The sequence below is a fragment of the Streptococcus suis genome (assembly GCF_002960425.1).
GTDB classification, from domain to species: Bacteria; Bacillota; Bacilli; order Lactobacillales; family Streptococcaceae; genus Streptococcus; species Streptococcus suis_S.
In genome coordinates this window covers 141897-155004 of sequence record NZ_POIZ01000052.1, presented here as the reverse complement: position 1 = coordinate 155004, position 13108 = coordinate 141897, and the positions used below count along the sequence as shown (strand labels likewise).

The following is a 13108-nucleotide window of genomic DNA, read 5'->3' as shown; positions in this document are numbered from 1 at the left end:
ACAAACAAAATTAGAGCAGCCTTTGGACAATCCAGGGCTGCTTTGGTTTGTTTTTGTAAAATTCAGAAATTTCACATCATTTAACAAATCCTTTTTCATTTCCCTAGGAACTATGGTATAATAAGAAAAACATTCATCAGAAAGATAGGGAGAAGAGAAATGACCGAAAAAGATACACTAAAAAACCTCCGTCACCGTAGTTCTGTCTACGATTCGATGGTCAAGTCACCCAACCGTGCCATGCTCCGTGCTACTGGTATGCAGGATGAAAACTTTGAAGCACCCATTGTCGGAGTGATTTCCACTTGGGCTGAAAATACTCCTTGTAACATCCACCTTCATGACTTTGGAAAATTAGCCAAGGAAGGTGTCAAATCTGCTGGTGCTTGGCCAGTCCAATACGGGACCATTACGGTTGCGGATGGTATTGCCATGGGAACTCCTGGCATGCGCTTCTCCCTGACCTCTCGTGACATCATTGCCGATTCCATCGAAGCAGCTATGGGGGGGCACAACGTGGATGCCTTTGTCGCTATCGGTGGCTGTGATAAAAACATGCCCGGTTCGATGATTGCCATTGCCAATATGGACATTCCTGCTATCTTTGCCTACGGTGGCACCATTGCCCCTGGTAATTTGGATGGAAAAGACATCGACCTGGTTTCAGTCTTTGAAGGGATTGGTAAATGGAACCACGGTGATATGACTGCTGAAGAAGTCCGACGCTTGGAGTGTAATGCCTGCCCTGGTCCTGGTGGTTGTGGCGGTATGTACACTGCCAACACCATGGCCTCTGCTATCGAGGCGCTGGGTATGAGTTTACCAGGCTCCTCATCACACCCAGCCGAGTCAGCAGAGAAAAAGGCCGACATCGAAGAAGCTGGTCGTGCAGTTGTTCGTATGTTGGAACTCGGTCTGAAACCGTCTGACATCATGACCCGTAAGGCCTTTGAAAATGCCATTACCGTTGTCATGGCACTTGGTGGCTCCACCAACGCAACCCTGCATTTGCTGGCCATGGCTCACGCTGCCAATGTAGAATTGACCCTGGACGACTTCAACACCTTCCAGGAAAAAGTTCCTCACCTTGCTGACCTGAAACCGTCTGGCCGCTATGTCTTCCAAGACCTCTACAATGTCGGCGGGGTCCAAGCTGTCATGAAATATCTCTACCAAAACGGATTCCTACATGGTGACTGTATGACCTGTACAGGTAAAACGGTCGCTGAAAACTTGGCCGATGCACCAGATTTGACACCAGGTCAGGATGTCATCATGCCACTTGAAAATCCAAAACGAGCTGACGGTCCACTGATCGTTCTCCATGGCAATCTCGCACCTGAAGGCTCAGTTGCCAAGGTTTCAGGTGTAAAAGTCCGTCGCCACGTTGGACCAGCCCGTGTCTTCGATTCAGAAGAGGCTGCTGTTGAAGCAGTTTTGGCTGATGAAATCGTTGATGGCGATGTTGTCGTTGTCCGCTACGTTGGACCAAAAGGTGGACCTGGTATGCCTGAAATGCTCTCCCTTTCGTCCATCTTAGTCGGTAAGGGACAGGGCGAATCGGTTGCCCTTCTAACAGACGGCCGCTTCTCTGGTGGTACCTATGGCTTGGTTGTGGGACACATCGCACCTGAAGCTCAAGACGGCGGTCCAATCGCCTATCTCCGTGATGGTGATACGGTTATCGTCGACCAAGATACCAAGGAATTGACCATGGAAGTTTCTGAAGAAGAAATCGAACGCCGAAAAGCAGAAACTGTTATCCCACCACTCTACTCTCGTGGTGTTCTCGGAAAATATGCCCACATCGTATCGTCTGCCTCAAAAGGAGCCGTTACCGACTTCTGGAGACCAGAACGTACTGGCAAAAAATAAGAATTCAACGACCCTGTCCTCGCGGCAGGGTTTTCCAAAAGGAGACAAAATGAAACTAACTGTCGAACTCTCCCGCTTTCGTGTCAAAGAAGGCAAAACTACTCAAGTAGATGAATGGATGACCTTTCTTAACGAGCACATGGCAGACACCCTTCTCACCTTAGAGGGAGAAAAAATGTATGTCGAAACCATCTTTCGTGAGGTCTTAGATGGTCGCGAATACCTCTATTGGTACTCCGTTCAAGCTGACGGAGGTATTGAGGTAGAAACTTCTGAGTCCTACATCGATAAAAAGCACTTGGAATACTGGGAAGAATGCATCGACCCAAGCTATGGTATGGTAGACCTAACCCCTCAAGTTGTCATGATTCCGAAACCAATCTATGAAACCATGGAGGAATTGGATAGACAATACGATGACACATATAAAAACTGAGTTGCAAACTCTTGCAACTCAGTTTTCTTATTTAGGACTAATTCCCAAGGTAATCCGTCCCAGACGGCTAATGCGGGTCATCTTCCAGGCTGGCGACCAGACGATTTGGACCTGGGCATCCTCAATGCCCTCAATGGTTTTCAAGGCTGCAACCAACTCTCCTGGCATGGTATCCGCGCAAGAACAGCCTGCATCTGTAAAGGTCATGACGACCTTACAAAAACCAGCTTCATCCACATCAATCTCATAGACCAGACCCAGATTATAAATATCCAGCTCAATCTCTGGATCATAAATGGTTTCAAGCACTTGAACCAACTGGTCTGATAGAGCAGCCGCTCGGTCGTTTAATTTTATATCTTCTCGCATCAATCACACCACTTTCTATTAGAGCCTACCTAGAAAAGTACGCTCAGTTGACTCAACAGTGAAAATAGAACTGCCAGTGTCATTACCAAAATCAAGATAATATAAAGAATAGGCTTTCGTTTCTTCTCCTTCGTAGGCTCCACGTAACGCGCTCTTTGGATACGCTCATCAATGTCATTCTTGAGTAATTGATTCTCTTTTGCCATTTCTGTTATTCCTCCAACAATGCTTTTCTATAAGCGACAGGAGTCTCTTGTCCCAATCCATTACGCTGACGCTCAATAAAGGCTCCCGGAGACTTGCTAAATTCTTTGATAGCTTCCACCATACGCTTGAATTGGCTGAACAGGACAATATTTTCCGGTAATGTCAGTTGACGATTGTGCGCTGTATTCTCAAAGGCAAAAATTGCATGATTGTGCTCAAAGGCCTTCCGAACAATTCCTTCCACTTCACTACCATGGTTAACATCTAGATAAATATCACATTTCTGGAGCAAGTCTTCCAAAACCATTGGGCGAACATTAGGATAAAGGGTTACTTGCTGACGACTTCCGTAATCCATCAAGCGTGAAGACATTTCTGTCAAGGCTGCAACATGAAAATGATAATCTGGTAAGAAGGCTAATAATTCATCAAAATGTTGAATCTGATCCGAATTCGTCACAATCAGAATATCTTTTCCGGCCTTATTTTGTCTTCTTTCTGGATAAATCATTCCCAGATAAGAAACGACTGACCGATGTTCCTCTGGCAATAAAGGCAACATTTGAGAATAGGTAGCCTTATCTTGCACTATAATGCGCTGTTTTCTAGACTGTTTCCCCAAGGCCACTAGCATATTACCTGGAATGGCATCGTAAATTTTTTCCTGCCAAAACAAAATATCTTCTCCTGGACCTGACAGAGAATAGGTAATAAAGAACGGATAAGAGAGTGAGTTGTAGATAACCTTCTCCGTTGACAAACCTGACCGTTCAATAAAATATCTGAAAAAAGATGGTTTGTCTGTGAAAATATGTGTACCATTCTGCCAATTTAAGAGAATGGAATTTGTCAAAAGATTTTCTACAATAACTTCTTGACCATCTTTGTTATAGTAAGAGCGGGTATTAGCAATCTGCTGCTCATCGAAAGCAGTTCGAGAGAATAGAATACCGTAACGGTTATAATGATCAGTAAAACGAACCTTCCCATTCCGATCATACCAATCGACTGCTTTCACCAACCGTTTGTAACCAGGCTCGATATAATAGATTTTCCCTCTTAATACATCGTAATCCCAAATTTCCGCTTCCTTACTGTTTCCAGTAATTTCCCAAAAGTTTTGAACAGGAACTTGGTTAAAATACAAGGGACTACCGGAGCCATCGTAATAGCCACAAAAATAGGAGTAGGCCGACATGACCCCCTCAGGTAAAAAACCATCATCCTGAACAACAATCGCTGGATGGTCTATACCTGACACTTTTAATGAATGATGCAAATCTTTTGCATTCGTATCATATCTATCAAAGATATATATCACTGACTAACCTCCTTGATAAAATCCAACCACTTTTCTTCCAGTCGTACCGTCAAAAAGTCCTCTGCTCGTTTGTAAGAGGCTTGATAAAACTCTTCCTTATCAGCCGACTGATAAAAGGCAAGAATCTTTTCAGCAAATACCTTCGCGTAAGAGTCCCCATCATCTGGTTGAGAACGAGTGAAGCGGTAACCGTTCTTACCATCCTCAATAAAGGTCTGGTTTCCATAAGGGACATCCAAACCAATCATAGCCAATCCAGAGCCAATCGCCTCCATCAAAGTCAGACCAAATCCTTCACTTGTAGAAGCCGAGAGGTAAACTTGGTAGTCTTTGTAGATGTTTGTCAAATCTTGATGGCCCTTTAAACGAATAAAATCGTTAGCCCTATGTTCATCAATCATTTTTTGAAGAAGAGAGCGTTGACCGCCTTCCCCGTAAATATCAAACTCCAATTCAGGCAGACTTTCACGAGCAAGAAGCACACCTTTTACTAACCAATCAATATGCTTTTCAGGCGCCAAACGCGAACACGTCAGCATAGAGAAAGGCTTTCTCTGACCAGCAGGGTATTGAAGACTGTCCAAACTACCGACTGGTAGCGTTACAACTTTCGGAACATAGCCTTGGTATTTTTCAAACTGTTCTTCTAAAACCCTGGTTTGAGCATCTGTTGAGGTAATAAAGGCATCAACCACTCTTCCATTCGTAAATTGATAGTCATAGAAATTGTTCCAAAGAATAGTATCCTCAGTAATCAAGCTATCACTGTAATGCTCTGCATGGACTACGACAGCTACTTTTGCTGCACCTCGATGTCTCAGAACTGCTTGACCAATTCCAGTAGCGCGGTCCACTAGGATAAGGTCTTGACCAGTCAAGTTTAGCTCTTTAAGCATCCGTTCAATGAGTTCTTCCTTCGAGTACAAGAGTGCATCAGGAAAACGAAAGAGGCTCTTATCATCTGAACAATTTTCCTCGTAGGCAAAACTGCCATCTTCGTTATAAAATACCCGTCGATAGAGTTTTGGACTGGATTGATTTGGTGCGTAGTACTCAGAAAACATCCGCGTGTAGCTATAATAATCTTTACGAAGTAATTTTCCTTGGCTTAAATACTCAACGCGTTGCACTACCGACTGCGAGTCTTTCTTAAAGAAAGCAACCACATGGCCAGCATTGTTTGGATAAGCATAGCGGATGGCCGTATCCGATTTTGTTTCCAATTGAGCACCTGGTACTAAGGTTTTTTGAAACTCCTCCAGACTGTATGTCGTCGGTGCAGTTTTCAAGTCTGTGAAAAAACTATATAACCAAATTACTTCACTATCTTCAAATCCAATATTCTCAGTGAAATGGGCAAGATTTTCATTTTGAAACATATCCGTAAAAATAAACTTAGCGTCTATCCCTAACTTACGGAAGATACTGGCACGATAGGCTTGGGCGTATTCAACGCCACTACTTGCCCAGCCGATACCCTTATTTATATTATAAATCGTCATATTACATCCTTTTACACATAATAAACAGATCGTTTGCCATTTGGCATGGTTTCAATACTACTCAAAAGAATATTTCTTACGATCTGCTCCTGGACCTCCTTGGTCATATTGCCATAGGCATCCAAGGCTTCCTTATAATACTCATACATGTTATTGCGCTGAGCAAGGGCCCGAGAATGAACAATCCCTTTCAACTGTTGTAAACTATCTACCTCTTCAACCCAACATTCATCAATCGCCTTCAAAATAGAAATACGGTAAAACTCCGACAATTCTTCCTCATTATCAAAAATGTCCTTCTTGACCTGTAGTTCTTTGTCAACGAGATTGAGTAAGAAACGACTCACTTGCTTATGGTCATGAACATTGAAATTAGAAGGAAAGGATTTGAAAGAATAGGTAATGTTATCTAAAATAAACCGTCGAACTTGATGGGTTGTACAATCTGGCGTCTCTGCGATAAACCGTTTCACAACCTTTTCAAAAATCTTACGAATCTTCTCTTCATAACCGCCACCTTCCTGCATCAGGCGATTACGCAAATCATAAATCATATTCCGCTGAACACGCATACTCTCGTCAAACTGAACTGTCGAATGACGCGATTGAATAGCCACATCCTCTGAACGAGTCTGGGCTGTTTTAATCATATTACGAAAACGTCCGCTTCGCAAAGGCTTACCATAGCCTCTTCTCTCAGGATCATTGTGCTTACGTAAATAGCGTTTAGCCCACTCTGGACCAAAATTGACCAACAATTCATCTTCTAGGGAAACAAAAAATTGAGACATCCCTGGCTCACCTTGTCGACCTGCACGACCTCTTAGCTGACCATCCATTCGGCTATTGGCCATCCGTTCTGTACCAATAACAGCTAGACCGCCTAATTCTGCTACACCCTCACCTAACTTAATATCCGTACCACGACCAGCCAAAACAGTTGCACAAGTCACCGCACCATAACGACCAGCTTCCTTGATAATCAAGGCTTCTTTCGCCACATTATTAGCAGTCAAAGTGTTGTGGGCAATCCCTTCTTGCAAGAGCAATTGTGAATAAATTTTCGTCACATCAACTGACCCTGAAATCAACAAAATAGGTCGCCCTTGTTCATGCAATTCCTTGACCAAGGTCATTGTAGCCACAATCTTTTCAGGTAAGGTAGCATAAACCTTATCTGGATGGTCAATCCGCTGAATAGGCAGATTGGTAGGGATTGAAATAACCGGAACCTTGTAAGTACGGATGAGTTCATCTTCCGCATCACGACCTGTACCAGTCATACCTGATAAGGTCGGAAACATATTAAACAAGCTTTGGTAGGTGACGGAACCCATAGCACGATTTTCAGTGGTCTTGGTCACACCTTCTTTCGCTTCAATAGCTTGATGGATACCCGACTGCAGACGTGTCCCTTCCAAAATGCGACCCGAACGGTTGTCTAAGAGCTTGACTTCATCATCATGAACGATATAATCATAATCCTTGCGATAGATATAGTGAGCCCGTAGCGCCAGGTTAATCTGGCGATTCAACTCCCAGGATTGTTGACCATACAGGTCCTCAACACCAAAATAGCGCTCAGCTTCAGTCATCCCCTGTTCCGTCAAATAGACTTCTCGCTTATCAAAGTCAAAATAGAACTCTTCCGTTTCTTTCAGACCTAGCACAAATTGATTGCAGGCATCAAATAAATTGGACTGGACACGTGGTGTACCTGAAATAATCAATGGTGTTTGAGCAATGTCCAACAAGACCGCATCTGCCTCATCCACAATAACAAAATTGAAATCACGCATAAACTTATGGTGAACGGAAGCAGCCAAATTATCTGCTAAATAATCAAATCCTAAACCAGAACCCGTTGTGTAGGTAATATCCGCTGCATAAACTGCACGTTTTTCCTCGATGCTCGGATCGTAGCCTTCCTCAAAAACACCAATACCGACAGAGAGCCCCAGGAATTGATAAACCTCTCCCATCTCCTCTGCATCACGCTTGGCTAAGTAATCATTTGTCGTCACAAGGATGGCTCCTTTTCCTGACAATCCATTCAAGTACAAAGGCATAGTCGCTGTAAGAGTCTTCCCCTCACCAGTCTTCATCTCAGCGATGCTGCCTTGATGAAGAGCAATGGCCCCCATAACCTGAACATCATAAGGAAACTTCCCTAAAATACGGAAACAAGCCTCCCTACATACAGCAAAGGCTTCCACCATTAAGTCGTTCAAGGTCTCTCCGTCTGACAGACGTTGTTTAAAAATAGTTGTTTGTTCTTGCAATTCTATATCCGTCATCTCTGCATAGCGAGGTCGCAACTGATTGATTTTCTTCATCTGTCGCTTAATAGCTGCCAACCTCACCGCATTCAGAATTGTTGAAGTGGATATTGTTTTCATTGAACTCCTTCATCATCTACAATTTGGATTATATTTCTTACTAAATCAAGTTCAGGGGGAAGAGTGCTCGTCTTATAGAGGTGCTTGCTTTTCACCGATAAATGAATGGTAGTACTGTTTTCTACCCCATAAAGTGCAAGAGAATGGAAGGTCAGCTGATGACAACCCGCCCCCACTAACTTTATCATATAGGTGTAGGCATCTTTCGGATAGGTAAAGGAATGATCATCATTCCTCAAAATATCCGTTCCAATCACTTCCTCTTGCCGATTGAAGTATTGTATTTGTAAATAACAAGTATTCTCCGGAACCGAACTAAAATCCTTCTCCACACGGTAGCTTGCACCAGGAACCAAGATTGGCAAACTAGGTGAAACACGGTGAGCCTGATAATGAGTTTTAGACCGCCAGGTTTTTATCGCTTTTCCAGCAGCAAAGTAGGGATTTTCAAAGCGAACACTAGAACCTGAATACTTGATTGTTGAACCATAAAGATAATTTGAATGACTGGCCATATCTCCCCAGTAGATTCTATCTATCAACTTATTCTCCAAACTTAACTCCTTCCAAAATCATGGAATAATATCCGATTATATTGGGTCAAAAACCACTTATTAATAGAGAAACTATTGTCATTGTGTCGTCCCTCATAGCCCTTGGTAAAAATATGGACCTCATCTTCCGCAAAAAAGTCAATCAAGCGAGTTGTAGCTAACGGGTCATAATCATCATGTTCCATATATGCAATCGCGTATCGAGTATCCTTCAAATTTGCCAGAGCTATCTTCTCCCAGAATCGAAGGTTAAATTCCTTAATCGGTTCCTTGGCAAAATGACCAACAACATTTCGTAGCATGTCTATACTTGTCTCAAATTCATCTGGACGTCGTAACTTTAAATTCGTTACAACATCTCCTAAATCTGTAAACGGCTTCCCAACAATAACCGCATGGGGTTCCAAGACAGCCGAATAATAAAGTCCACCATAAGCCCCCATGGACAAGCCTGATAAGATCAAATCTTGCTTAGAAAAACCAAGGTAATCCAAAGTTGTTCTAATTTTTTCTACAATCTGCTCCTCTAACTCTTTGGTTCCAGAATAGAAGCAACCCCCCTCAAGCCTTGGGTCTGCCAAAAGCAGGAAAGGACAACCTAGATTTTTCATCATGTAGAAGCCCTCAAAACCTTCCGCAGAACGATAACCAGAGAAATAAACATTCAGTGGCGGCTTCAAGTCACCTGGATAGAAATAGGAAAAAATTTCCTGCCTTCTACTATCTACCATCCTTTGTCCACCTAAAATGAAGCGTCCAAGTCCACTCCGTGAGAAACGCCAGTGACAAGGACCGAATTTTACCTTGCCTTTTCCCTTAACATAGAATGAAATTGTATAGTAACCTGCATCGTCTAAGTCCGGCAATTGAACAGGCTCGGCAAATTCCTGCTCCTCAAGATATCGACGATCCATCACATCAGAAATACTTCCTTTTCGAATAGTCGAAATCTCTAAACGAAGAGAGATATTCGCTTGTTTTTCATACTCAGGCCAAATCTCAATCAGTTTCTCGACCGCCATGATATTATAACGAAAAGTGAAGAGTTGGGTAAAATCTTGACCAAAGTCCCCTTCAAACTCGACACCGACATTCCCGTCATATTCCATTCTTCCTGTAAATTGAGGATGGATATCAATATCTGCCACTTTCAACTTCTCACCATATTGTCCATTAAACAAATTCTTAACCAAGAACAAGGCTTTATCGCCCGCTTGGGCCATTTGAGGCAACATCTGTGGACACATGGAACGAACAAGTCCATCTTCTTGCTGGTCTGTAATCACCACATCTCGGTCAAGAAAGATAGAGTAGGGATCTAGCCACTGTTTAAAGACCTCAAGAGTTGCTTCAGAAACGGATTCGCTAACAACCAAAGCAGCCAATTGAAAGGGTTTCTTCGGTTTTGGCAATTCACTGGCCTCATCCCAGATCAAGCCTTGAACTTGCCAATCTTCTAGAAGAAATTCGATCGAGGACTGGTCAGTGAAAAACCATTCGACATCCGCAGGCAATTCGACAGCATCCGCCCAATTTTGCTTTCCAACTTGTACAATTCTAACTTTTGCCATCAGTTCTCAAAAAATTCCTTCCATTGTTTTATCAAGTTTCCACCAGTATAGTCTGCCATCATCTCAACAGACTTAACCAAGGAACGATTCCAATTCGCCAGACCGTCACAAAAATACTGAACGGCTGCTTCTAAATCTCCAGTATGCTTCAGTACCCAACCATTTTCCTTATGTTCAACATATGCTGTCTGAACACGGTTAATCTGCGGTACCCCTGCACTAATCGCCGCAATCTGTGTATAAAGATCGGGTTGCGGAGATAAGTCTAATACCAGACGGGCAGTATCCAATTGTTGAATAATCTGATTCTCATTTGTCAAACAGTCAAACTGAATCGATTTCAATTTAAAATCATCTTCACCCTCATCAATTTGGTTTTCTCCCATCAGTGATTTTGCAGTGAAAAAACGATTAACATCCCGAGCTTCATAAATATGGTTGACAATTTGATTTTCCAAATATTGCAAAGGATAATCCTTTTGATAGGTTACAAAATGCAATTGAATATTCGGATTTTTTTCCATGATATCTAACAGAAGCGGGTAGAGCTTTGATATATCCTCAACGCCGTCAACCAAGCAATAGAGGATAATTTCCCGCAAAAGCTGACTCTGTCCCAACCGCAAGCGAGTATCAAAGGGAGTGATTCTATGCAGGGAGACATCTGTCAAACCCTGATAGGCAATAAAGTGCAAGAGTTCTTCTTCTCTTGTGCTGGTATCAACCAAAATATGTTTAGAAAAGAGTAGGATAGACGAAAGCAATTCCTTGTCTTCCATATCAAAACGCTGACCAAAGAATGAAAACATCTTATGGTGATGAGGAAAAACACTCAAGAACATGGAAGCATGCTGTTGGTCTGCGGTAATCACTAGCACATCCGACTCTTTAACATGTAAGCTCTTGAAAACTTCTAACCTTTCTAGCATCAACTCTTCCCAAGATTGATAAAAGGAACGAGCCATAGACTTATCCGATACAGGATTGATTTCCAACAAATAATCATTTTCAACCAACCATTCTCGTACCTGCCAAACACCATTTGTATTTAAGTAGTCTTGATAAAACGGCTTATTGTCACGGAAATAAATCAAGCTAGACAAGAAACCACGATCATCAAAGATATATTTTTTATCCTGTTGGTCCTGCTGGTAGAACTGTATAAAGAGCAAGTTGCCATTCTCTGCAAAGTGGATTTCAGCCAACTTCCCAGCTTCTGTTTGTGCAACTACTGCAAATGGTGAATAAACAAATTGAGTCCCCTCAGGCCAGTTCAAGTCCTTGAAATGAATGGCTACCTGATTTGTAACGGAAATATTTTGAATATCATCAAAGAAAGACCAGTAGGAAACTCTATGTAGACCATGCTTATGGAAAAAATAATGCAGTTGCGGCTGGTAACTTAACAATATCAACCCAGCCTCCTCATCAGCTTGTTCAAACATTTTGACCTGGTTTACAGTATCATCAAAACTCATCTGTTCAAAGGTTCTAAACCAAACAGGCGTGTCCGCACTCCACTTTCTTTCCTTACTATACCAAGACGGTACAAAATAATACATGTTTTCTCCTTTTAAATGATATGGTCATACTTCTTCCAAGACTGGATAATGTCAACCTGCTCTACAATGGTTAACATCAAGGTTGTAATAATATAAATGTTATTGACCATCATTCCCAGACCTGTATCTGCATTAAAATACCAGGTCAGGTAGAGCGGTAGACCACCCATGAAACAGGTATAAATAGCACCGATAAAGGCCATTCTATTTAATTTTATTGTTAAAAATTTCTGAGTCGATTTGCCTGGACGAACCCCTTCAATATAATCGCCATTCTTCTGCATATTTTCTGCAACATCCGTCGGGTCCATGTTAAAATAAGCAAATCCATAGGATAGTAGGAAGAGAATGACATTATACAAAAGAATACCAGGCAGAGCAGTGATTGACAATTGCCCCTCGTATCCTTTTAAAAATGCTAACTGAGGAAAATACCCCATCAAACCCTGTAATAACAAGACCGGCAAGGTCATCAAGGTCATCCCATACATAAAGGGCATTCCACCAGCAGGTGTCAATCGAATCGGAATATAAGAGGATTTGAGCAAATCACTATTGATCATAATCCTTCTGATCGGAATTCGATACTCTGCCTTGTAGATATAGACAGTTAACCAAACCAAGAAAAGAACAAGAATTGGAAGTCCTGCCCACACAAGTGGATACGCCAAGGCAGAACCATCAAGCGCAGTGATACTCGTAATGAAGCTTAGTATCATCCCTGTCACAATGATAGCCGATGAACCTCCCAACCCTTTTTGGTTGTTTAAGTTCCCTAGCCACATCAAGACAAATGAACCTGCTAACAAGATAAGAATTGTTACTAACTGGCGATATGGGGACGCTGTAAATTCCGACTGGGCTGCCAAAAAGCCAAATGACTGTATCAGACCAACCAAGAGCATGATGAACATCTGACTAACATGGTTTTGTACTTGAGTAAAGCCATCATTCACCTTCAATACTGTCACAAAACGCCATAAAATCATACTGGTCATCCACGGACTCAAGCCAAGTGAAAACAAATTGAGTCTAGAAAATTCCCCACCAGTAACCAAGGCAAAACTATTCAAGGTTTGCGCCAAAGCCGACTGATGCTGACTCAGGTTTTGAGGATAGGTCGACAATGGTATGTACTTACCTAACATATAAATAAAGAGAACAAGCACAGTCCAAAGAATACGTTGCGTAAGACTGGAAAATAGTATTTTTTTCATGAAACTCCGATATTTTTTCTTTCTATTTTATCATAATACATGATAAATAGCACTTACTATCTATTATAAATATTGCTGCCTAAACCCAAAAAGAA

General features: G+C 42.2%; 11 protein-coding genes. 2 read left to right on the top strand and 9 right to left on the bottom strand.

Features of this window, described 5'->3' with window-relative positions:
• Positions 1–159 precede the first annotated feature (159 nt).
• Together ilvD and C1G57_RS07725 are read left to right on the top strand one after the other, a co-directional pair.
• Complete coding sequence (ilvD, locus tag C1G57_RS07730; protein WP_105114424.1) at positions 160–1875, top strand: dihydroxy-acid dehydratase; 1716 nt, start codon at positions 160–162, stop codon at positions 1873–1875.
• A 49-nt stretch (positions 1876–1924) separates the two neighbouring features.
• Positions 1925–2311, top strand: a complete 387-nt coding sequence (locus tag C1G57_RS07725) for a DUF6176 family protein (protein ID WP_105114423.1) — start codon at positions 1925–1927, stop codon at positions 2309–2311.
• A 27-nt stretch (positions 2312–2338) separates the two neighbouring features.
• Here C1G57_RS07725 and C1G57_RS07720 read toward each other — a convergent pair whose 3' ends face one another.
• Genes C1G57_RS07720 through secY2 form a run of 9 tightly spaced genes read right to left on the bottom strand, consistent with a single transcriptional unit; the run spans position 2339 to position 13013 of the window.
• Positions 2339–2680 (bottom strand): metal-sulfur cluster assembly factor, encoded by a 342-nt coding sequence (locus C1G57_RS07720; RefSeq protein WP_105114422.1) that lies wholly within the window; start codon positions 2678–2680, stop codon positions 2339–2341.
• A gap of 29 nt (positions 2681–2709) precedes the next feature.
• The gene (locus C1G57_RS11130; protein ID WP_161941127.1) at positions 2710–2886 is read right to left on the bottom strand and encodes a hypothetical protein; all 177 of its coding nucleotides are present in this window, start codon (positions 2884–2886) and stop codon (positions 2710–2712) included.
• Between the two features lie 5 nt (positions 2887–2891).
• On the bottom strand, positions 2892–4208 hold the full coding sequence (gene gtfB, locus C1G57_RS07715) for an accessory Sec system glycosylation chaperone GtfB (RefSeq protein ID WP_105114421.1): 1317 nt from the start codon (positions 4206–4208) through the stop codon (positions 2892–2894).
• Positions 4205–5710, bottom strand: a complete 1506-nt coding sequence (gtfA, locus tag C1G57_RS07710) for an accessory Sec system glycosyltransferase GtfA (RefSeq protein WP_105114420.1) — start codon at positions 5708–5710, stop codon at positions 4205–4207. The genes gtfB and gtfA overlap by 4 nt, the downstream gene beginning before the upstream one ends.
• An 11-nt stretch (positions 5711–5721) precedes the next feature.
• Positions 5722–8109: an accessory Sec system translocase SecA2 gene (gene secA2 / locus C1G57_RS07705; protein WP_105114419.1), complete on the bottom strand. Its 2388-nt coding sequence runs from the start codon at positions 8107–8109 to the stop codon at positions 5722–5724.
• Positions 8106–8651 carry an accessory Sec system protein Asp3 gene (gene asp3 / locus C1G57_RS07700; protein ID WP_153045615.1) on the bottom strand — a complete coding sequence of 182 codons (546 nt, stop codon included), beginning with the start codon at positions 8649–8651 and terminating at the stop codon, positions 8106–8108. The genes secA2 and asp3 overlap by 4 nt, the downstream gene beginning before the upstream one ends.
• 14 nt (positions 8652–8665) lie before the next feature.
• Positions 8666–10234, bottom strand: coding sequence for an accessory Sec system protein Asp2 (gene asp2, locus C1G57_RS07695; RefSeq protein WP_105114417.1), 1569 nt, complete (start codon positions 10232–10234; stop codon positions 8666–8668).
• Complete coding sequence (gene asp1 / locus C1G57_RS07690; protein WP_105114416.1) at positions 10234–11796, bottom strand: accessory Sec system protein Asp1; 1563 nt, start codon at positions 11794–11796, stop codon at positions 10234–10236. Before asp1 ends, asp2 begins: the two co-directional genes overlap by 1 nt.
• 11 nt (positions 11797–11807) lie before the next feature.
• Entirely contained in the window at positions 11808–13013 is a 1206-nt protein-coding gene (gene secY2, locus C1G57_RS07685) for an accessory Sec system protein translocase subunit SecY2 (protein WP_105114415.1), read from the bottom strand.
• Between the last annotated feature and the right edge of the window lie 95 nt (positions 13014–13108).